Source organism: Pseudoalteromonas sp. A601 (assembly GCF_002165575.1).
Lineage (GTDB): Bacteria > Pseudomonadota > Gammaproteobacteria > Enterobacterales > Alteromonadaceae > Pseudoalteromonas.
Map to the genome: position 1 here is coordinate 70,064 of NZ_MXQF01000004.1, position 21,347 is coordinate 91,410.

Below are 21,347 nucleotides of genomic sequence, written 5' to 3' on the forward strand. Positions count from 1 at the left end.
GAAATTTCACCTTATCCATATAAATTAAGGCCTTATTCAGCCTGTATTTATTTTAATTTTGTTTCTAGTCAAAAAATACAATTGAGTGTATATGTCGGACCAAATTTTTGAACTAAAGGGAAATCTTTTTACGTTATCAGTTTTACACTTGTACAGTACTGATATTAACCTTTTAGCAGAACAACTTTATATAAAAATATCACAAGCTCCTCGGTTCTTTGAAGGCGCACCCATTGTTGTTAATTTAGTTGAAGTTAAAAACGATGAAATAGATTTTGTTCATTTAAAGTCGTTGATTGAGCGCCTGAGCTTCAACCCTGTCGGTGTATGTAATGGTTCGGATGAGCAGCATAAACTTGCCAAGTCGGCAGGTCTTTCTGTATTAAACTATTCACAAGACGTTAAGAGTGAACCTGTTAAACAAGAGCCCAATACATCAATTGTAGAAAAGACAGTTCACTTACCTGCGCAAGTTATAAATGGCACGGTACGTTCTGGCCAGCAAGTTTATGCAAAAGATAGAGATCTTATAGTGCTCGGTGCAGTTAGTCACGGTGCTGAAGTTATTGCTGATGGTAATGTACATATATATGGCACTTTACGTGGGCGAGCTATTGCTGGCGCACAAGGTTTAAAAGAAGCGCATATTTTTTGCCAGAAATTAGAAGCAGAGCTTGTTTCAATTGATGGTAATTACTGGATCAGTGACTCATTACAGGGTGAACACTGGGGACAGGCCGCGCAAATACAACAAAAAAATGAATCATTAGAAATTTCAGCTTTGGTTAAAGGATAAATCTTATGGCAAAAGTAATTGTCGTTACATCTGGTAAAGGTGGTGTAGGTAAAACTACGTCAAGTGCTGCAATTGGCACAGGTTTAGCTCTTAAAGGCTATAAAACAGTTATTATCGATTTTGATATTGGCTTACGTAACCTTGATTTAATCATGGGCTGTGAGCGTCGTGTAGTTTATGACTTTGTTAATGTTATTAACGGCGAAGCAAACCTTAATCAAGCACTTATTAAAGATAAACGCGTTGAGAAGTTATTTTTACTACCGGCATCGCAAACTCGCGATAAAGATGCACTCACCCGTGATGGTGTAGAGCGCGTGTTAAATGAGTTGAAAAAAGATTTTGATTATATTGTTTGTGATTCACCTGCAGGTATTGAAGCAGGTGCAATGATGGCAATGTACTTTGCAGATGAAGCAATTGTGACGACGAACCCTGAAGTTTCATCTGTACGAGATTCAGACCGTATTTTAGGTATTCTGCACAGTAAATCTAAGCGTGCAGAAGAAGGCCTTGAGAATATTAAAGAGCATCTTCTCCTCACGCGCTACAACGCAGAGCGTGTAGAAAAAGGTGAGATGCTCTCTGTTGAAGATGTTAAAGATATTTTATCAATTCCACTATTGGGTGTTATTCCAGAGTCTCAAGCCGTACTAAGTGCATCAAATTCAGGCCAACCGGTTATTCTTGATTCTGAATCTGATGCAGGGCTTGCTTATGCTGACGCAATTGAGCGTTTGTTAGGCGAGACAGTCGATTTTCGCTTCTTAGATGTAGAGAAGAAAGGTTTATTCAAACGGATATTTGGAGGTTAATGTGTCTTTACTTGACTACTTCCGCTCAGAAAAGAAAAACACCGCATCACTGGCAAAAGAGCGATTGCAGATCATTGTTGCGCACGAGCGCTCACAACGTGGTACACCAGATTATTTACCACAGTTAAAACAAGACATACTTGATGTGATACGTAAGTATGTAAATGTGAATACTGATGCAGTGCAAGTACAGTTTGATCAAAATGAAGATGATTTAGCCGTGCTTGAACTCAACGTTACATTACCTGATGAAGAAAAGAAGTAATTGGTAGCCACGTTATATAAAGTACTACTTTCTAATGTGGTTATAATTTACTCTAAAGGGCGCTTGATGCGCCCTTTTACTGTTCTTGCAACTTGAACTAGATAAAATCCAACGTCAATAATACTCGCTGACTATTTTGTGTGACAAGCGGGGAGCGGTGTACCAAGCCTGCACCTTGCGTATCTTGCCAGTTTTCTCCTTTTAATAATGCAACATCGCCTTGATTTAGGCTCTGTATACTTTTTGGGTTTTTAAATAAACCTGAGTCTTCATCTGCTTTGCCGTTATTGCCTGCACCTAACTTACTGCGGTCCACATGTTCATGCTTGAGCCACTGTGTTGCAACTCCTTGATAAGTTGATACTAAGCGGCAAGGTATTTTATCAACATGAAAACGTGGGCACATAGGTTTATCGAGCATCGTTAAACGCAAGCCTGCTCGCTTTAAACCAAACAAACAACAAAACATATCTACAATTAAAGCTATGTCTTCGCTCAATATTGATGCAGCCTCTGAGCTACCTAAAATGTTAGTGAGCTCTGCAAATGTCTTTTCTGGTGCAACGGCTAATTCAAGCGATTTTAGTTGATTAGTATTTATAAGCTCACGTACCGCTTCAGAAAGCGTGTCAGCAAGCTTTCGCTGCCATATAACTATATTGACATCGGGTTGATAAATATCAGTAAATATATTTGGGCTAGTGTCTATTGCGGCACGTCGCATGAGTAACTCTTGGGCTATGCTAGGTGTTGCGAGTAAAGTCATACACCTTCCTCCCAAATTGGAAATGGATCGTGCAAAGATGACCAGTGCTCTTTACCTTTAAGCAAAATATCATCACTGAGTAAACACGCATCAAGTGCACCTTTGATTGCATCTTGATTTAAAGATTGCCCAATAAAAACCAACTCTTGACGCATATCACCATACGGTTCTTGCCACTTATTATTGATTTCTTCCAATGACTCATCATCAGTCGGCCATTCACTTTTAGGCAAGGCTTTATAAAACATTCCTGCAAAACCATAATCGGCAATGCCACCTGCTTGATTCCACTGCCCACAAAAATCAGGCCGTGTGGCTAACCAAAAATAACCTTTTGAACGAAGCATTTTTCCATACTGTTCAGTAGTGTGTAGAAATTGATAAAACTTATTAGGGTCAAAAGGACGATGAGCAACATAATTAAAGCTGCTTATTCCATACTCTTGTGTTTCTGGGATTTGCTCACCTCGCATTTCTTTTAACCAGCCAGGTGCTTGCTGTGCCTTATCGAAATCAAATAAATTGGTATTAAGGATTTCATTTATTGCCACATTACCTGATGTGATAGGTATAATTTTGGCTTCAGTATTTAGCGTATGTAAAATTGCGGTGAGCTGAGATATTTGCTCTTTAGTAACTAGGTCTGTTTTGCTGATCAAAATAACATCAGCAAATTCCACTTGGTCAACCAGCAATTCAGTTATACTGCGCTCGTCATCTTCACCTAATGATTCACCAACATCATGCAAAAATTCAGCTTGTTCGTAATCATTTAAAAAATTAACGCCATCAACAACCGTCACCATTGTATCTAACCTTGCAACATCAGATAATGAACGACTGTTTTCATCGGCAAACGTGAATGTTTCAGCAACTGGCAGAGGCTCTGAAATACCCGTAGATTCAATAACTAAATAGTCAAACCTCCCTTCTTTGGCAAGTTTTGTTACTTCTATTAAAAGGTCTTCTCGTAACGTACAACAAATACAACCGTTACTCATCTCTACAAGTTTTTCATTGCTGTGGTTTAGTGACACTTCATTTTTAATAACAGCAGCGTCGATATTAAGATCACTCATATCATTTACGATGACAGCCACTTTTAAATTTTGCCGATTATTTAAAATATGGCTAAGAACGGTGGTTTTACCAGCACCGAGAAAGCCAGATAAAACTGTGACGGGCAGTTTTTTATTCATTTTTGAGCTCTTTAGTTAAATAATTTAGAGATGTTATATTATATCAATGAAATTTGCTAGTTCACTTATTTTTCAAAGCATAAATTAGTTTAAAACGAAAGCAGCTAAAATGTTTATCCTGTATGAGGTAATTTACCGAATAAACGTTTAGACTGATTATTACTAAGCACTGAAAGCGCTTTAGAGTTTTAAAACAACGAATAGGAGTATAAAGGATGAAATTTCTTATTTTTTTGGGTACTGTTCGCGACAGCACTCCGCCAAGACCTGCAAGATTAGGTTTGCGCGTTGCGAAATCTATTCTTAGTTATTTGCAAAACACTTATTCAGATCATCAATTTGAATTAATTGATCCATTAGATTATCCATTAGAGCCTGTGTTCAAACCGCAATTCGCCTATGCCAAAGGTAAAGCTCCCGAGCCACTGAACACCCTTGCAGAAAAAATAGCCACAGCAGATGGCTATGTCATGGTAAGCCCCGAATACAACCACTCTATGAGCCCTGCTCTTGCTAACTTACTGAATCATTTTGCCAGCTCATCATTTGCATACAAACCAAGCGCTATTGTTACCTATTCAGCAGGGCAATGGGGCGGAATGCGAGCAGCAGTTGGTATGCGTACGTTTTTAGCTGAACTTGGTTGTTTATCTGTCTCTGCAATGATCCATATCCCTAAAGCTCAGGAAGTATTTAACGAAGATGGTTCAGTGCAAGCAACTGAAGACGAAAATGCATGGATGAACTACTACAGTCGTACTTTTAATCAATTAATGTGGTGGGCGTCAGCAACTAATCACTATAAAGATGAAGTAAACCCACGTGAAATAGTGGGTGACTTTAAAACATCACCAACCCAACGAAATGCACCTTAGGCGATATATTCATACACAGTACCTGATTTAAAAGCCGCTCTGCAGCTCACTTTTCAATACTGATTTTAGTGGGCTAAATCAGGCTATTGGCATTGATTAATTTACTTTCATGTTCTGATTTAACTGCATAGTCAAAGCCAGGTTGAATACAATAAGAGCCATATTCACCGGCTTTATTTAGTGCTAAAAACCCGACCTGAAATTGCTTATAATCACCCAATTTACTTGCAATACGTTCAACAGCGGCCTTGCATGCGTCGGTAGGTGACATACCTTGGCGCATCATTTCAACTACAAGGTGGCAGCCTACAGTTTTCATCATTAACTCCCCCATACCTGTTGCAGTTGCAGCACCAATTTCATTGTCTACGTATAAGCCAGCGCCAATAATAGGAGAGTCGCCTACCCGCCCAGCCATTTTAAAAGCGGCACCACTGGTGGTACACGCACCAGATAAATTACCATCATAATCTAATGCTAGCATTCCTATTGTGTCGTGATTTTCAATATTGATCACAGGTGCGTATTTTGATTCCACCAGCCAATCTTGCCAGGCTTTCTCGGCTTTTGCTGTGAGTAAGTTTTCTTCTTCAAAACCATTTGCTTTAGCAAATTGTAGCGCGCCTTCACCAACCAACATAACATGCGGTGTTTTATCCATGACTAATCGGGCAACAGAAATTGGGTGTTTAATATTTTGCAAATAAGCCACTGAGCCACAATTTTGATTCTCATCCATAATGCATGCATCAAGGGTGACGTGACCTTCTCTATCTGGGTAGCCACCGTATCCAACCGTCATTACATTAGGATCAGCTTCAGGTATGCGCACACCCGCCTCTACAGCATCAATCGCTTTCCCTTTTGCATTGAGTATTCGCCAAGCTTCTTGATTTGCAGCAACACCATGTTGCCATGTAGAAACAACAACCGGCTTAGTGCGTATTTTTGATTTACTTAATTTCGTTGAAAGTTGCTGAGGGTCTGCAATACTTTTGCTCGCTAAGGTTGAAGCACCCAGTGCAAGTAAAGTAGTTATGGATTGCTTTAAAAAAGTTCGTTTAGTATTCATTGGTTAACCTAGATTGGCATTAATAAAAAAGGTCAGAAATCATTCTGACCTTTGCTCTGTTAAACCTATTTATTTAGTCCAAGTAACTCAATTTCTGCTATTTGTACAAGGCCATCATTGTTTGCATTTTTACTAATATTTAAACGATAGCTCGAATAGCCAAAGCCATTAGTAAAATCAAAACTGCGGCGTTCAAAGCGTGTATCCCAGCTTTCACCGACCCATGCGGCAACTTCAATCCATGTTTCACCACCATCATTAGAGCCAAGTAGAGTGAAGTTTTCAGGGTCACGCTCTGGTGCATCATTTGCGCTCGTAATAGCAAGGCCACTAACAACTTGTTGTTGAGTAAAATCGACCTGAATCCATGCTGGATCTTCCGCTGTAGGGGCGCCTTGCCAATCATTATGGTCAAGCCATTTTGTATTAGTATCACCATCAAATGCTTTATCAGGACTTTCGCCATCACCAATACTATAACGGGCACTATAAACGGTGCCAGGTAAACGACTTAAATCTATAAACACGTAATCAGGGCCTATAGTTGCGATTTCAGCTATTTGTACCAAACCATCATTATTCGCATTTTTACTGACTGAAAGACGATAGTAGCTATAAGCTAAGGTATTACTAAACGATAGGTTTTTTTGTTCAAAACGTTCTTCAAATGTTTCACCTACCCATGATGCTAAGTTAGTCCAATCCTCTGCGTTATTAGACCCCAGGATGCTGAATGATTCAGGATCACGTTCTGGTGCGTCGCCTGCGCTTGTTATTGACAATGTATTAACGGCTTTTGCCTCTGGTAACTGAACTTGGATCCAAGCAGGGTCGTCAGCGGTTGGCGCCCCTTGCCAGTCATTATGATCAAGCCATTTAGTGTTAATGTCATTATCAAATGCCTGCGCAGCACTTTCACTATCACTTATACTAAAACGTGCACTATAACTAACTCCATCGGCTTTACTATGATCTAATCCTGGTTGCTCTGGACCAATTAAGTCTATGTTAGCGATTTGCAACAAGCCGTCATTATTCTTGTTTTTACTAATTTCTAATCGGTAGCTTGAAAAAGCCAATTGATTTTGTAATGAAAATGCTCTTGTTTGTCCTCGCTCCTCAAAGGTCTCTCCTACCCAACTTGCAAGCTTTTGCCATGTTGTTCCACCATCATTTGATGCGAGTAAAGAAAAGTTTTCAGGATCACGTTCAGGTGCATCATTTGCACTTGTTATAGCTAATGTGTCGACCGCAACAGCAGTGTCAAAGTCCATTTGGATCCAAGATGGTTCAGCTTCTGTCGGAGCTCCGAGCCAATCGTTATGATCGAGCCATTTTGTTGATGGGTCGTTATCAAATGCTTTATCTTGGTTTTCTGCATCACCAATACTATTTCTAGCTGTTGCTACACCGTTGACTATATTTGTATGATCAACACTGTTAAACACCGGTCCAACCATCTGAATATCAGTTAACTGAACCAAGCCATCATTATTTTTGTTTTTTGTAATATTAATACGATAACTTTTATATTTTTGACCGTTACTAAAGCTAAACTCTTGGCGCATAAGCCGCTCGTCAAATGATACACCGACAAAGCTTGCAAGGCTTGCCCATGTTTCTCCGCCATCATTTGAGCCTAAGATTGTGAAGTTTTCCGGATCTCGCTCAGGTGCATCATTAGCACTGGTAATAAAAAGACTATTCACTGCATGAGCATTAGTAAAATCAACCTGTATCCATGAAGGCGACTCTTGTGAAGGTGCCCCCAACCAATCGTTATGGTCTAGCCACTTTGTTTCTATGTTAGAATCAAATGCTTTTGCGGCATCCTCTGCATCACTTATAGCATTTCTTGCTGTATATACAGCACCAACTAAATTCTCCTGTGTTGTTACTTCTTGTAATGGGCCTGTCGATACAGGTGCATCAAATAAAGATAGTTTTAAGTCGACAATAGTATCAGCACTCAACCCTAGCTCTTCAGTTAAAGGGTGCATGGTGATTGCATCAAATGTTACTTGGCGTACAGCTTCCAGAGCAACGGTGTCTTCTAAAAGTGACGCGGTAATGTTCTGCTGCGCATCTTCCATCACCGATTGAAGGGTTTGAGTTTCACTAAACTGGGCAAATGCTGCGTTCAATAATGATAATTTAATTGTCATTTCATCAACATATTGGGTTGCACAAACTTGCTCACCTGACTCATCCTCTTCGCAGGTTTCACCTTGGATAAAGTTTTCAAGTTTATCAGCACCAACCACTGGTGTTGTAAATACATTACTGTTAGTTACCTGCATACCCAGTACCCGAAGTAATAAATCAGATACTTGGCTTTGTGCTAACTCCATTAACTCTGTGGTTGATACATTTTTCCCTTCTATAATTTGTTGCTCTAATAATTGCGTTGCCAATGTTGTCAGTGCATTTGCCTGTAAAGTAACATCTTCAACCCCATTGTTAGCATTGCCATAATCAACAGCTAATTGGCCCAAAGTGGTAAATGTATTACCTGCTAAGGCACCTGCCTGCGTTAACTGGGCAAAGTCTGTATCACCACATTGCAAGGCATCGCAAAGCATTGTTGAATCATCGTTTGTAACAACATTTATTTTTAGCGTTGTATTTATACCAAATCCGGGGGCGGAAGCTAATTCAATAAAAAATTTACCTTCATTATCTGTAAACTGAGCACCACTAATCGTAAGCTCAGTGCCATTTAATGTACTCACCGTAATGTCAGCATTAGCTATAGCACCTTTTATTACTGAGCCAGCGATTTCAGCATAGGTAACATCCGGTGTTACCGGTACATTTTCTTTTTGAGGATCATTACTGCCTCCTCCGCAACCACTTAATACTCCTACAGTAAGCATCCCAGTGCCTACAAGCTTTAATAATTTTAATTTATTCATGATAGTGCCTTAAATGTTCAGGTGTCGATTACACACTAGCCCGCCCAGTCATTATTTTATTTATCAGGGGTAAGTTATTTATTTACTTAATATTAGTGTGTTAAAACGTACTTATTAATATGGATATTAAAAACGATAAGTCATGCCAGCGTAGTATCTTCGCCCGCTATAACTACTACTTCGAAGGCGATTTTCACTATCGTCACCATAATATGTCCGTGACTCTTCTTTTGTTAAGTTAATAACTGAAACAGAAAGAACAAGGTTTTCCATAAGGTTATATGACGCATTTAAATCAACTTGTTGGTAAGGTTCTTGTGAGACAGTTAAGCCATCAGCTAGCCCTAACGCCATCTTTCCTCGACGGTTATAAGAAGCTCGAATACTGTAATCATGATTTTCAAAGTAGGCAGAGAAATTAAATTGATCATCAGCACTTCCAACTAAAGCAGACTCGCCAACTTTTTCTCCGTCGACACTTACATCCGCCTGATTTGTATCATTTAGCGTGTAATTCGCATTGATCCCGAATCCATTTTCAAATGAATGTTGTGCGAAGATTTCAACGCCCTGAGAAGTAGCATTAGTGCCATTAGCCGTAGTCGTAAACGGAGTTACTGTAATATTGCCAGCAGGCACAATTTCTTCATCTGTGAATGGGTTTGTAAAACCTTCGAATGGTCGTTCTGAGGTAATTATCAACGGTACTATAAAGTTATCTACATCCTTTTTAAATAAGGCAACCCCAACCGCTGAGCCAATACCATAGTAATATTCAGCTGATAAATCTAATTGCACAGACTCAAATGGTTCAAGTGCTTTGTTACCACCCGACCCACTCCAGCCTTGGTCAACAGGGTTGCCCCTGAACTCAAGGCGGTCATCAGCCCATTCTTGTGAGATAAATGTTAGTTGCTCAGGTGCACCTAAATCATTAAAAGGAGCACGTGACATTGTTTTGGCAGCCGCAGCTCTAACTACCAATGAGTCGCTTGCTTCCCAAACTAAGTTTAAACTCGGTAAGAATCGGTCATCTTTTACGGTTCGTAATGTCGTTGTTTCAACATCGACCAAACGTTCATCACCTAAAATATCTTCACCAGTAACATCATCAATATCATCTAAGAAGTAATTTATTTTATCTGATGACATAATTTGGGTTTCTGTCTCAACGTACCTCACACCAAAATTACCGCGAAAGTCGCCAAAAGAAAAATCGGCTTGTAGGTATGCTGCAGTGATTTCTTCTTCTATATCAAATACAAAATCAGGCTCACGTCGTGTGTATTTGACATATTCGTTAGTAACAATGTCGCGATATTGCTGCCAGTTAATACTCGGCATGGTATTAACTTCAAAACCTCCGGCAATATTTTTTTCTGACTCCTGATTTAATACATCTTCTAAATTTGGCATACCGCCTATCCATTGATAGGCCACTTCATCAATTGCACCTTGACTAAATGGATCTAAATCACCACTGGCTATACGGTCAGCTCCATCTTGTGTAATGAAGAATGTATTATTTGTTTCACGATGAAGTGTGGCTTTGCGATGCTTAACACCCACTCGAATTGTATCGAGAATGCCATACGCAATATGGTAGTCTAAATCTAATTGACCATAATCTTCTTTTAAATCACTGACAATAAAGCTTGAACCTGTAGAGCCTGGATCTGGATCTCCGGCAATACCTGCATGTAAATTACTCAATAAAGCAGGATCTGCATATAATGAAACACGATCCCCTAAACGCCAACCGGCAAACGAGGCTGCATTTTCATTTACCCCTGAGTCACTTCTACTTGCTGGCTGACCACTTTTGTAAGCTGCGCTAAACGACTCTGACGGCCCACCACTGGCCTCTGTACGCCCAAACTTTCCTCTTAAGTCAAACACATCTCCTGCATATTCAAACGCAAAATCATACGTATCAGAGGTGTCTTTTTCTTTTGTATAACTGCCAATAATCCACGGGAATTCTAAGTTTCCTTCACTACCGCTTGCACCACTGGTAAAATCCATACCCGTGACAATTGTGCCAGTTTCATCAAGTATTACGTCTGTTAAATAATCCGGGCTGTATTTCCACTCAGGTATCATTAATTGTGAAGTCGTTCTGTCTTGCCCTAATTCAAAATGGAAATGATTAAAAGTAAGTTCTAAATTATCTGTAGGACGCCATTGTATCGTTGCTTGGACTCCCACACGTTCACGTTTTTCTTCTGTGATCCCAACACCCGCGACTTGTGGAGCCCACACACCATCATAGCTATTTCCGTAAGCATCTTCTAATGCACTAAAGCGTCTTGTACTGTCAGTAATTTCATTGCCATTAGTATCAGTTGCAGGCAAGTCACTACTTGTAGCCCAACGCCAGCCACCACCTGTTGACATATCACCACTTAATGTTCTATTTGTTCGCTCTTGATTTGTATAACCCAACAGAAAACCAAAGTCTTCATCTTCATTCTTCCAAGAATAAACACCACTAAAATTAGGTTCGTATTCTTTTGTCACATCTGCGTAGGTATACTCAACATTGAATGCGCCTGAATTTGCCTCCATGTCTAATGGGGTTCTACTATTAAGGATGACAGTACCACCCACTCCACCTTCATCTAGACGCGCTTCTGAAGATTTAAAAACTTCAACGGATTTAACCATTGTTGATGGCAGTAAAGAGTAGCTGAACGAACGTGAAGGTGAACCAGGTGACGATGCTATAAAATTACCATTAAGCTGAGTGAGGGTTAAATCTGATGAAAGTCCACGAATACTAACATTTTCACCTTCTCCACCACTACGAGATATCACGACACCAGGCACACGCTGTAATGAGTCAGCAACATTTTTATCTGGAAACTTACCAATATCCTCAGCTGTTATGGCATCTACAATAGAGTTTGATAACCGCTTAATCGCTAAATTTTCTGCCATAGATGAACGAATACCGCGTACTTCTATCACTTCAAATTCATCACTTTGTTCTTTTTCTTGTTCTTCTTGTGCGATAACAATATTAGAGCTTGCAAGTATAGCTAGTAGCAAAGTTGATTTTTTAAATCGCCGTGAGAGACTCGTTAACTGTCGAGTTTCAGTATTATTGCTCATGTCTATCTCCAGTAAATTGTGTGTTCTTATGTTGTGTGAGTTGTAATCTAATTAACTTTTATACATAGCAGTATGGTTAAGGTGTGCTTTAAGTTAATTTGTTGTTAAACAACATACCCAGAATAGGGTTCTACAAAAAAAAGTGCTAATAAAAATTCGGTCACCAATAGGACAAAATCGGCGTTCACTTTATAAAAGGGTCCAATTAAATAAATATTAGTTTATAGTTTTGAGGCTAAAAAATAACTTTTAGCAGTACAAAACAATAAAAAAATCAATGTTCATTTATTTGAAAATACTTAAAATACAGATCGTTAAGTATATATTATTAAATAAGTGATTGTTCTCGATATTTTATTATTAAATTAACGATAGGTTTAGCAAAAAATGGCTATGGGTAAAAAACTAGAAATTTGTTTAAACTCTGATAATGAAACTCATTTGACTGATAATGTAAAAAATGCATTTATTGCAGGAGCAAGTAGGATCGAATTATGTAGCTCCATGCATCAAGATGGACTAACACCGTCAGACTCTGCAATTAGTAACTGTGCAAAAATAATTCCGAACAATGGTGAGTTATTAATAATGATAAGACCAATCGCAAATGATTTTAGTGTTGATGCACCCTTACTCAAGAAAATGCTGAACCAAATAGAAAAAGCAGCTGAATTAGGCGCTAACGGAGTTGTGTTTGGTGCCATAAAAGAGGCTGAGATCGATGTTGCAGCAACGAGGATCCTTGCCTCAACAGCACAAAAAAATAATTTAAAAACCACATTCCATCGTGCGTTTGACTGTATAGCTGAGCCATTAAATGCAATACCAACCCTAATCGATTTGGGGATAGATCGTGTTTTAACAAATGGTGCCCACTACAATGATGAGCAAAACATTTTACATGGTATTGAGTCATTACGACGTATTATAAAACGTGCTAACAATCAAATTGAGGTGGTTATTGGTGGTGGTGTTAACCCGCAAAATGCTGCAGAGTTATGGCCTATCTGTGAAGGAAAGTTAAGCTCACTTCATGCTTACTCTGCTGTTTTAAATGATCAAGGTAGAGTTATGCCACAGTACATAAGCCAACTTTTAAACCCATCTTTTGAGCAACTTACATATGACTAAACTTATCTCTTCACTGTATTTAGGTATCGACGGCGGTGGTACTAAATGTCGAGTGCGCCTTGAAGATGCCCAAGGAAAACTATTAGCAGAGGCTGTGAGTGGAGCCGCAAATATTGCCACGTCGGTAAATGTGGCTCAGCAATCAATTATTGATGCAGCCCAACAAGCATTAGCAGCTGCAAATTTACCACCTAGTTTGATGGCACATATACATGCCTATGCAGGGCTCGCAGGTGCAGGAATTGAAAGTTCAAAAAACGAAATGTCACAGTGGCAACACCCTTTTGCTTCATTTAATTTCTCTACTGATTTACACATAGCGTGCCACGGCGCACATGATGGTAACAATGGCGCTATTATTATTTTAGGCACCGGATTTTGTGCTGGTGCAATTGACAATACTTCTGTTATTGAGCTGGGCGGCCATGGTTTAATGTTAAGTGACGGAGCAAGTGGTAGTTGGATGGGCCTTACGCTTTTTCGCTATGCACTAGAGATTTTAGATGGCTTATCACCACCCACTGAACTAATAACCTTACTCTTAGCCGAATTAAATTGTGAAACCAGCAGCCAGTTAACCCAACTTGCGATTAATGAAAAGCCCGTTTTTTTCGCACGATTTGCACCATTGGTATTCCAGATGCAGTCTGATCCACTCGCAATTTCTATATTAAATCAGGCTACCTCCTTCACCTATCGATATATTAAGCATCTAGTGAATTTAGGCTTTAACAATATTTGTTTAATGGGCGGGATAGCAGATAAAATTAGTGCAAGGCTCCCTCATGATGCCAGGCAATATCTGTGCTCTGCGAAATATCCCCCTGAGCAAGCAGCGGTTGAACTTGCTAAACGATACACTAGTTAGTTATCAATGTTGTCGCGCATATGTGAAGGTATTTCACCAAATAAACGCCTAAATTGTTTACTAAAATAACTTGGCTCAGCAAAGCCACATTGATACGCTATTTGTGAAATAGGTAAGCTTGTTTCAACTAACAACCTACGTGCGTTTTCTAATCGAATTTCGTTGATAAATTGGTTGGGTGTTTTAGCTAAATGCTTCTTAAAGCGGCGCTCTAAAGCACTCACCGATAAATGTGCCATTTCGGCCAGCTCTTCGATGCTGATGTTACGATGGTAATGTTCTCGAATAAAATTAACCGGCTCTTCAATGGCTCTTACGTTTGATAAAGCTTTCGATGTTTTTTGTAAATGGCGTGTAACTCCATACGTCCCCAGTATTTCACCCTGATCTGAAAAAATCGCTTTTTTTGAGGTGGAAAACCAGGCTAATTCACCATTTGATGTTTTATTAAGCTCTAATCTGTCGGTAACAACATAGCCATTCATAACACGCTTATCATCATTTACATATTGAAAAGCTAAGTGTTTTGGCGAGAAGTCAAAATCAGTTTTGAGGGCTATTTGGTCAAATGACTTATATCCTTTATGTTCAATAAAATGTTGATTTGCATATAAAATACGACTTTCATCATCTTTAACCCAAAACAAAATATCATGTAATAAGTCAAATGCAGAGATTAATTGATTTACACCTGCTTTATCTATAATTTGATGTATATCCACAATAATATATTCCAAAACATACGCTAACATGAAATACATAAAACGCCGAATTTGTTGCATTGTCAACCGAATTTTTATTACCCCTACTGGTATTCATTGATTATTATCAATAACAAGATATTAACCAAATTCAATAGACGACTATTGAGATGGAGCGTGTGATGAATAACACAAAAGTCCGTATGGGAATGGTCGGTGGTGCTGAGGGTGCATTTATTGGTGCAATTCACCGAATTGCTGCACGTTTAGATGGCCTCATTGATTTAGTTGCAGGTTCATTCAGTTCAGACCCTATTCGTAGCAGAGCGACTGCAGATATGTTGGGAATTAACCCTTCAAGAAACTATGATAGTTACCAACAAATGTTTATTGAAGAGGCAAAACTTCCTGAAGATAAACGTATCGATTTTGTTGTTATAGTTACACCCAATCATTTGCATTTTTCTATCGCGAAACTCGCTATAGAGTCTGGTTTCCACGTCCTTTCAGACAAACCTGCAACACTCAATTTGCAAGAAGCACTGATTTTAGAGCAAACATTAAACCAAACTGAATGTTTATATGGCTTGACTCATACTTACACCGGCTACCCTATGATAAAGGAGGCTCGGCACAGAATTGCCCAAGGTGAGCTTGGCAACATTCGTAAAGTAGTTGTTGAATATAGTCAAGGTTGGCTTGCCAGCAATGAAGATGAACAAGGAAAACAGGCTAAATGGCGTTTAGATCCTGCAAAAGCAGGTATCAGCTGCTGTATCGCAGATATTGGTGTGCATGCAGCAAACTTAGCAGAATACGTAAGCGGCTTAGAAATATCCGCATTATGTGCTGATTTAAATCATGTCGTGCCAGGCAGAACTCTCGATGATGATGGCACCGTGTTACTACGATTTGATAACCAAGCTAAAGGTGTATTACTTGCCAGCCAAATAGCTCTTGGTGAGGAGAATAATTTAAACCTTCGCATTTATGGTGATAAAGCAAGCATCGAATGGAATCAAATGGAGCCCAATAGCTTATGGCTTAAAAGCCACAGTGCCCCGACCGTATTACTACGCTCTGGTATAGCACTAAAAAGCACAGCGGCAAAAAATGCGCTTAGGGCCCCAGCAGGTCATCCAGAAGGTTACCTAGAAGCTTTCGCCAATATATATGTTAATTTTGCAAAACAGATTAAAGCAAAAAAACTAGCCGAAATAGCGACTAATGAACAATTTGATGTACCTGGTATTAAGCAAGCGATTAGAGGCATGGCATTTATCGAAAATGCAGTAGAAGCATCAAATAAAGACAGTAAATGGCACACATTTAAAATTGGATAATCATCGATGAAACAAATAAAAGGCCCAGCAATATTTTTAGCGCAATTCATAAGTGATGAAGCGCCATTTAACAAATTGGTAGACATTTGCCAATGGGCGTCAAACTTAGGCTACAAGGCAATTCAAATGCCTACGTCTAACCCTGAGATATTCGACTTAGAAAAAGCAGCTCAAAGCCAAGATTACTGCGATGAAGTAACTAGCATAATTGCACAAGCTGGGCTTACAATTTCAGAGCTTTCTACACACTTACAAGGTCAGCTCGTTGCCGTACACCCAGCATATGATGAAATGTTTGATAACTTTGCGCCAGAGCACCTTCGCGGCGACCCAACTAACCGCACGCAGTGGGCTAATGATCAGTTAATGCTCGCTGCTAAAGCAAGTCGTAACCTTGGCCTTAAAACACACGTTACATTTTCAGGTGCGTTGTTATGGCACACCTTTTACCCTTGGCCGCAGCGCCCTCAAGGCTTAGTTGAAGACGGGTTCAAGGAGCTTGCAGCACGTTGGCTGCCTATTCTCGATTATTTTGATGAGATGGGGGTTGATGTGTGCTACGAGCTTCATCCTGGTGAAGATTTACATGACGGCGTGACTTTTGAACGGTTTTTAGCTGCTACTAATAATCACCCACGGGTAAATATTCTCTACGATCCAAGTCACTTTGTGTTACAGCAACTGGATTATCTTGCGTTTATTGATCTTTACCACTCGCGAATTAAAGCATTTCACGTTAAAGATGCTGAATTCAACGCAAACGGTAAAAGCGGTATTTATGGTGGCTATCAAAGCTGGCAGGACCGCCCTGGCCGCTTTCGTTCATTAGGTGATGGCCAAGTCGATTTCAACGGTATATTTAGTAAATTAACTCAGTATGGCTTTGATGGTTGGGCCGTCTTGGAATGGGAGTGTTGTATCAAAGATTCTAGGCAAGGTGCTAAAGAAGGCGCGCCATTTATACAACAACACTTAATAACCCCGACAGCTAAAGCATTTGATGATTTTAGTGCAATGGCGACCGATACCCAGCGAAATAAGCGGATATTAGGTATTAACTAAACAGGATCACACACAATGAATAACAATAAGAATCACAGCCTCATTTTTCGTTTATGTTGTATCGCGTTAATAGTCACATCAATGACATTTGCGATTCGCGCCGGTATTTTAGGCCAATTAGGCGAACAGTTTGGCTTAACTGCTACCCAGCTTGGTTGGGTCAACGCAATGGCATTTTTAGGCTTTCCGATTGCAACTATGCTCGGAGGCATCATTTATAATGCCATCGGTGCTAAAAAATTAGTCGCTCTGGCATTTTTCTGCCATCTAGCGGGGCTTTTATTAACTATCTCTGCTGAAGGTTTTTGGGCCTTACTTATATCTACATTTTTAATTGGGTTTGCTAATGGCTCTGTTGAAGCTGGCTGTAATCCTTTAATTGCACAAATGTACCCTAAAAACACCACCACCATGTTAAATCGATTCCATGTTTGGTTTCCTGGCGGTATTGTTATTGGCGCTTTAGCTTCAAATGCGATGACATCAGCTAGCTTTAATTGGCAATGGCAAGTGGCGATAATTTTAATACCTACGGCTATATATGGCGCAATGATGCTAACAGCTCAATTTCCTAAGTTTGATGCGCAGCAAAACTCCACCAGCAGTAACTTGAAAAACCTTCTGTCACCTTTGTATTTATTCTTGATCATTTGCATGACTTTAACAGCTGTAACAGAATTTGGCACTCAGCAATGGATTGAACAAATTCTTGGGTCATCAGGTGCATCACCTATGGTTATTTTAGCGCTTATTACTGGCCTAATGGCGTTAGGGCGTTTTTTTGCAGGGCCTATAGTTCATCGCGTTAGTCCTTCCGGTGTATTGCTTGGGTCAGCAATATTTTCAACGATTGGAATATATATGATGAGCCAAGCACAAGGCAGCGCTATTTACTTTGCAGCTGCAATGTTTGCAATCGGAGTTACCTATTTTTGGCCAACCATGATCGGGTGTGTTGCTGAATACACGCCTAAAACGGGCGCCTTGGGTATGTCATTAATCGGTGGTGCGGGCATGTTTGCCATGAGTTTATGGAATCCTGTAATTGGTAATTGGATTGATAGCGCAAAAACGCAAGCTCAAACGCAAAACATTACGCCAGAGCAAGTAGAAGTTGTTGCTGGGCAAGCTGTTTTACAAAACCTATTACTCTTCCCGGTTGTACTTATCGTCGTATTTATCGGTCTTCATTTATTTATAAGAAAAAATAAAAGCGTAGAACAGTACGTTTAATGCAACTAACACGTAGCACACAAAATAAGGGGTATTTTATGCTTAAAACAATTTCGGTTTTATCAATTGCACTGGCCTTTACCGGTACCGCATTTGCTAAAAGCATCGATAATCAACTTTCTCAAGAAGAAGAAAAAGCCGGATGGCAGTTACTATTTAACGGTCAAGATATGTCGCAATGGCGTAACTTTAAAAGTGATTCAATCAGCTCAAAATGGGTTATCGATGATGGGGCAATGCTCCTAACAAAAGGTGGTGGTGATATTTTAACTAAAAAATCATACCAAAATTTTGATTTAAAAATTGATTGGAAGATTAGTGAAGTCGGCAATAGTGGTATTTTTGTGCTTGCTGATGAATTAGGGAGCATGATTTATTCCCATGCACCTGAAATACAGATCATTGATAACGAACGCCACTCAGATACTGAAATTGACTCACATTTATCAGGCTCAATTTATGATTTATTAACTGCACCGAGTGCTGCACATAAACCTGCGATGCAATGGAATACTGTACGTATCAAAATGCTGAATAATCATTTACAGGTTTGGCAAAATGGCGTCAGTACCGTCAGCATGGTTGTGGGTAGCAGTTCGTGGAATACCCTAGTTAAAAACAGCAAATTTGCAACCTGGTCTAACTTTGCAACCTCTGAGCAAGGCCATATTGGCTTGCAAGATCATGGTGACAAAGTCTGGTTCAAAAATATAAAAATTAAGGAGCTATAACTATGTCTACTTTTGATCATAAAGTACTTGTTGTTGGGTCAGGTGCTGGCGGTGCAATGGCTGCATATACCTTAACAAAATTAGGGCACAAAGTACTTCTGCTTGAAGCAGGCCGCGTTTACGACCCGAAAAAAGAAAGCCCGATGTTTCGCCGTAACAGTGAAGCCCCATTAATGGGAGCTGGGAATAAAGATAAAAACTTTGGCTTTTACGATGCAACCGTTGATGGTGGTTGGCAAGTTCCTGACGAACCTTATACTAACGCAAAAGGAACCAATTTTTATTGGTGGCGAGCTCGTATGCTTGGTGGACGTACTAACCATTGGGGTCGTTACTCACTTAGGTTTAGTGAACATGATTTTAAAGGTAAAAGCCAAGACGGAAACGGAGCAGATTGGCCATTCGTCTATGAAGATATTGCGCCATGGTATGACATCACTGAAGAATTAGTAGGGATTTGTGGCACAAATACAGGGCTTGACGATATGCCTCCTTCAGCGCCAGGTGTGTTGCAACCACCTCCAACACCAAGAGTCCCCGAGCTACTTATTGCTGCAAGTGCAAAAAAGCTTGGTATTTCTGCCGTGCCAATGCACAGAGCCGTTTTAACACGTAATAAAGATGACAGAATGGCATGCTTTTATGCAACGCCATGTGGCCATGGTTGTTCTATTGGTGCAGCGTTTCAAACAACCACCTCGCTATTACCAATGGCAAAAGCAACAGGTAACCTAGAAATAATAACCGATGCAATGGTTAAATCTGTTGCCGTTGACGACAATGGTAAAGTTACTGGTGTGACGTATGTTGATAAAAAGACAGTTTCTGAACAGTCATTGTCAGCTGATATTGTTATCCTTGCAGCAAGTGCATGCGAGTCAGCGCGTATTCTTCTTAACTCTAAACATAAGAAACACCCTAAGGGATTAGCTAATTCAAGTGGTCAGGTGGGTCGTAATCTTATGGACTCTACCGGTGCTTGGCTTGGTGCTCAAATACCAGCATTAAAAGGTCGACCTCGTTATAACGAAGATGGTCATACCGGAAATCACCTATTTATCCCTTGGTGGGGACATAAAGCCCATGCTAAAGGTGAGCTGGACTTCCCACGTGGCTATCACTTTGAAATAAGCAGTGGCTTTAATCAACCAGGCTCTGGTGTATCGGGTGATAAAAAAGGCTACGGGGCTGAGTTAAAACAACAAGTACGCGATGCCTATGGCTCCTATGTAGGCTTTGCTCTGCGTGGTGAGATGCTTCCAAATGATGACACTTATATGGAAATTGATGAAAATACAAAAGATAAATGGGGTATTCCAGTTTCTAAGTTTCATTTTAAATGGTCTGATCGAGAACTTAAACAAATTGAACACGGTTTAAAAACAGCGAAGCAAATTTTAGAAAACATGGGTGCTAAGGTAGGTAAATTACCTCCAGCAGAGAAAGCAATTTCCAAAGGTGGTGAGATCATTCACGAAGTTGGTACAACGCGAATGGGCAGCGATCCTAAGGATTCTGTTACCAACCAATGGGGGCAAACATGGGATTGCAATAATTTATTTGTTATGGATGCGGGCGTATTCGCGTCTAACCCCCATAAGAACTGCACGCTCACAATAATGACTTTAGCAATGCGCAACTCAACCTGGATTTCAGAACAAATTGAACAAGGAGTGCTTTAACATGCATAACGAAGATCGTGTTGATTCATATAAATACATTTCTGGGATGACTCGACGAGAGTCACTTAAATGGCTCGGTTTACTTGCAGCAGGTTCAGCAGTATCACTTTCTGCAGGTTGCAGCAAAGCACTGGAAGAAAAAATAAGTGATAAAGGCCATTGGCCCGAGTTAGATCTAAAGCCAATTACAGCCAAGGGCTATGGCACTGATCCTAACATGGTTATGCCTCCAGAATCTCCATGGCCGCTCACCTTAACTCAGCATCAATTAAACCTAGTTGCTGTTTTAGCTGATTACATTGTGCCAAAAGAAGGTAATAACCCTAGCGCTACTGATGTCAACGTGCCCAGCGTCATTGATGAATGGGTAAGCTCTCCTTATAACGGACAACAAAAGGATCGGGTCACTATTCTTCATGGCCTTGCTTGGATTGATGACGAGTCTAATTTGCGTTTCAAAAAGCAATTTATCGCATTAAACAGCGATCAACAAACTGCTATTTTAAATGATATTGCCTATTTTGATGATACTACACCGGCTCAATTCCAACGAATTGGTAATGCCTTTTTAAGATTTAAAAATTTAGTATTAGGTGCTTATTTTTGTACTCCCCAAGGCTGTAAAGATATTGGTTATTTAGGCAATGTGCCAATTGCCGGAGATTACCCAGGCCCTACTAGTGAAGCAAAAGCACATCTTGATAGCGTGTTAGCTGAGCTTGGATTAACTGAGTATGCATACCAAGATTAATTTTTAGTTAGCCCAGACCAAAGCAGGG

18 protein-coding genes are annotated in these 21,347 nt (G+C 39.9%); 12 read left to right on the plus strand and 6 right to left on the minus strand.

Features of this window, described 5'->3' with window-relative positions; translation table 11 throughout:
- Positions 1 to 91: 91 nt before the first annotated feature.
- From minC to minE, 3 genes are read left to right on the plus strand one after another with little or no spacing between them, the layout of a single operon-like run.
- Entirely contained in the window at positions 92 to 796 is a 705-nt protein-coding gene (gene minC / locus B5G52_RS04325; protein ID WP_087531475.1) for a septum site-determining protein MinC, read from the plus strand.
- A 5-nt stretch (positions 797 to 801) separates the two neighbouring features.
- Positions 802 to 1,611, plus strand: a complete 810-nt coding sequence (minD, locus tag B5G52_RS04330; RefSeq protein ID WP_087531476.1) for a septum site-determining protein MinD — start codon at positions 802 to 804, stop codon at positions 1,609 to 1,611.
- A 1-nt stretch (position 1,612) separates the two neighbouring features.
- The gene (minE, locus tag B5G52_RS04335; RefSeq protein ID WP_087531477.1) at positions 1,613 to 1,876 is read left to right on the plus strand and encodes a cell division topological specificity factor MinE; all 264 of its coding nucleotides are present in this window, start codon (positions 1,613 to 1,615) and stop codon (positions 1,874 to 1,876) included.
- A gap of 97 nt (positions 1,877 to 1,973) precedes the next feature.
- On the opposite strand, the gene B5G52_RS04340 is transcribed toward minE, so the two are convergent.
- Entirely contained in the window at positions 1,974 to 2,642 is a 669-nt protein-coding gene (locus B5G52_RS04340) for a DUF1826 domain-containing protein (RefSeq protein ID WP_087531478.1), read from the minus strand.
- On the minus strand, positions 2,639 to 3,841 hold the full coding sequence (zigA, locus tag B5G52_RS04345; RefSeq protein WP_087531479.1) for a zinc metallochaperone GTPase ZigA: 1,203 nt from the start codon (positions 3,839 to 3,841) through the stop codon (positions 2,639 to 2,641). Before zigA ends, B5G52_RS04340 begins: the two co-directional genes overlap by 4 nt.
- Before the next feature lie 215 nt (positions 3,842 to 4,056).
- On the opposite strand from zigA, the gene B5G52_RS04350 reads away from it, so the two are divergent.
- Positions 4,057 to 4,716 (plus strand): NADPH-dependent FMN reductase, encoded by a 660-nt coding sequence (locus tag B5G52_RS04350; RefSeq protein ID WP_087531480.1) that lies wholly within the window; start codon positions 4,057 to 4,059, stop codon positions 4,714 to 4,716.
- Between the two features lie 73 nt (positions 4,717 to 4,789).
- Here B5G52_RS04350 and B5G52_RS04355 read toward each other — a convergent pair whose 3' ends face one another.
- The 3 genes from B5G52_RS04355 to B5G52_RS04365 all read right to left on the minus strand — a co-directional run bounded on the left by B5G52_RS04355 (position 4,790) and on the right by B5G52_RS04365 (position 11,817).
- On the minus strand, positions 4,790 to 5,788 hold the full coding sequence (locus B5G52_RS04355) for a N(4)-(beta-N-acetylglucosaminyl)-L-asparaginase (RefSeq protein WP_087531481.1): 999 nt from the start codon (positions 5,786 to 5,788) through the stop codon (positions 4,790 to 4,792).
- A 65-nt stretch (positions 5,789 to 5,853) separates the two neighbouring features.
- Positions 5,854 to 8,703 carry a discoidin domain-containing protein gene (locus tag B5G52_RS04360; protein WP_087531482.1) on the minus strand — a complete coding sequence of 950 codons (2,850 nt, stop codon included), beginning with the start codon at positions 8,701 to 8,703 and terminating at the stop codon, positions 5,854 to 5,856.
- A 126-nt stretch (positions 8,704 to 8,829) separates the two neighbouring features.
- A complete protein-coding gene (locus tag B5G52_RS04365) occupies positions 8,830 to 11,817 on the minus strand; it encodes a TonB-dependent receptor (RefSeq protein ID WP_087531483.1) in 2,988 nt (995 codons plus the stop codon).
- 393 nt (positions 11,818 to 12,210) lie between these two features.
- Between B5G52_RS04365 and B5G52_RS04370 the strand changes: the two genes are divergently transcribed.
- Positions 12,211 to 12,948 (plus strand): copper homeostasis protein CutC, encoded by a 738-nt coding sequence (locus tag B5G52_RS04370; RefSeq protein WP_176372499.1) that lies wholly within the window; start codon positions 12,211 to 12,213, stop codon positions 12,946 to 12,948.
- Positions 12,941 to 13,816, plus strand: coding sequence for a BadF/BadG/BcrA/BcrD ATPase family protein (locus tag B5G52_RS04375; RefSeq protein WP_087531485.1), 876 nt, complete (start codon positions 12,941 to 12,943; stop codon positions 13,814 to 13,816). The genes B5G52_RS04370 and B5G52_RS04375 overlap by 8 nt, the downstream gene beginning before the upstream one ends.
- Here B5G52_RS04375 and B5G52_RS04380 read toward each other — a convergent pair.
- Entirely contained in the window at positions 13,813 to 14,538 is a 726-nt protein-coding gene (locus tag B5G52_RS04380; RefSeq protein WP_087531608.1) for an AraC family transcriptional regulator, read from the minus strand. The two genes, B5G52_RS04375 and B5G52_RS04380, sit on opposite strands and share 4 nt — an antisense overlap.
- A 161-nt stretch (positions 14,539 to 14,699) precedes the next feature.
- Between B5G52_RS04380 and B5G52_RS04385 the strand changes: the two genes are divergently transcribed.
- From B5G52_RS04385 to B5G52_RS04410, 6 genes are read left to right on the plus strand one after another with little or no spacing between them, the layout of a single operon-like run.
- Positions 14,700 to 15,860, plus strand: a complete 1,161-nt coding sequence (locus B5G52_RS04385; RefSeq protein ID WP_087531486.1) for a Gfo/Idh/MocA family protein — start codon at positions 14,700 to 14,702, stop codon at positions 15,858 to 15,860.
- Between the two features lie 6 nt (positions 15,861 to 15,866).
- Positions 15,867 to 16,922: a sugar phosphate isomerase/epimerase gene (locus B5G52_RS04390; protein WP_087531487.1), complete on the plus strand. Its 1,056-nt coding sequence runs from the start codon at positions 15,867 to 15,869 to the stop codon at positions 16,920 to 16,922.
- A gap of 15 nt (positions 16,923 to 16,937) precedes the next feature.
- Positions 16,938 to 18,155, plus strand: a complete 1,218-nt coding sequence (locus tag B5G52_RS04395) for a sugar MFS transporter (RefSeq protein WP_087531488.1) — start codon at positions 16,938 to 16,940, stop codon at positions 18,153 to 18,155.
- Positions 18,156 to 18,193: 38 nt separating this feature from the next.
- Positions 18,194 to 18,886: a DUF1080 domain-containing protein gene (locus B5G52_RS04400; protein ID WP_087531609.1), complete on the plus strand. Its 693-nt coding sequence runs from the start codon at positions 18,194 to 18,196 to the stop codon at positions 18,884 to 18,886.
- Between the two features lie 2 nt (positions 18,887 to 18,888).
- The gene (locus B5G52_RS04405; protein WP_087531489.1) at positions 18,889 to 20,568 is read left to right on the plus strand and encodes a GMC family oxidoreductase; all 1,680 of its coding nucleotides are present in this window, start codon (positions 18,889 to 18,891) and stop codon (positions 20,566 to 20,568) included.
- Position 20,569: 1 nt separating this feature from the next.
- Positions 20,570 to 21,319, plus strand: a complete 750-nt coding sequence (locus B5G52_RS04410) for a gluconate 2-dehydrogenase subunit 3 family protein (RefSeq protein ID WP_087531490.1) — start codon at positions 20,570 to 20,572, stop codon at positions 21,317 to 21,319.
- Positions 21,320 to 21,347 lie beyond the last annotated feature (28 nt).

Coding starts and splice junctions, on each gene's coding strand:
- B5G52_RS04370 (WP_176372499.1), top strand. CDS start 12,211: ATGGGTAAAAAACTAGAAATTTGTTTAAACTCTGATAATGAAACTCAT.
- minC (WP_087531475.1), top strand. CDS start 92: ATGTCGGACCAAATTTTTGAACTAAAGGGAAATCTTTTTACGTTATCA.
- zigA (WP_087531479.1), bottom strand. CDS start 3,841: ATGAATAAAAAACTGCCCGTCACAGTTTTATCTGGCTTTCTCGGTGCT.
- B5G52_RS04350 (WP_087531480.1), top strand. CDS start 4,057: ATGAAATTTCTTATTTTTTTGGGTACTGTTCGCGACAGCACTCCGCCA.
- B5G52_RS04405 (WP_087531489.1), top strand. CDS start 18,889: ATGTCTACTTTTGATCATAAAGTACTTGTTGTTGGGTCAGGTGCTGGC.
- B5G52_RS04385 (WP_087531486.1), top strand. CDS start 14,700: ATGAATAACACAAAAGTCCGTATGGGAATGGTCGGTGGTGCTGAGGGT.
- B5G52_RS04400 (WP_087531609.1), top strand. CDS start 18,194: ATGCTTAAAACAATTTCGGTTTTATCAATTGCACTGGCCTTTACCGGT.
- B5G52_RS04360 (WP_087531482.1), bottom strand. CDS start 8,703: ATGAATAAATTAAAATTATTAAAGCTTGTAGGCACTGGGATGCTTACT.
- B5G52_RS04340 (WP_087531478.1), bottom strand. CDS start 2,642: ATGACTTTACTCGCAACACCTAGCATAGCCCAAGAGTTACTCATGCGA.
- B5G52_RS04375 (WP_087531485.1), top strand. CDS start 12,941: ATGACTAAACTTATCTCTTCACTGTATTTAGGTATCGACGGCGGTGGT.
- B5G52_RS04365 (WP_087531483.1), bottom strand. CDS start 11,817: ATGAGCAATAATACTGAAACTCGACAGTTAACGAGTCTCTCACGGCGA.
- B5G52_RS04410 (WP_087531490.1), top strand. CDS start 20,570: ATGCATAACGAAGATCGTGTTGATTCATATAAATACATTTCTGGGATG.
- B5G52_RS04355 (WP_087531481.1), bottom strand. CDS start 5,788: ATGAATACTAAACGAACTTTTTTAAAGCAATCCATAACTACTTTACTT.
- B5G52_RS04390 (WP_087531487.1), top strand. CDS start 15,867: ATGAAACAAATAAAAGGCCCAGCAATATTTTTAGCGCAATTCATAAGT.
- minD (WP_087531476.1), top strand. CDS start 802: ATGGCAAAAGTAATTGTCGTTACATCTGGTAAAGGTGGTGTAGGTAAA.
- B5G52_RS04395 (WP_087531488.1), top strand. CDS start 16,938: ATGAATAACAATAAGAATCACAGCCTCATTTTTCGTTTATGTTGTATC.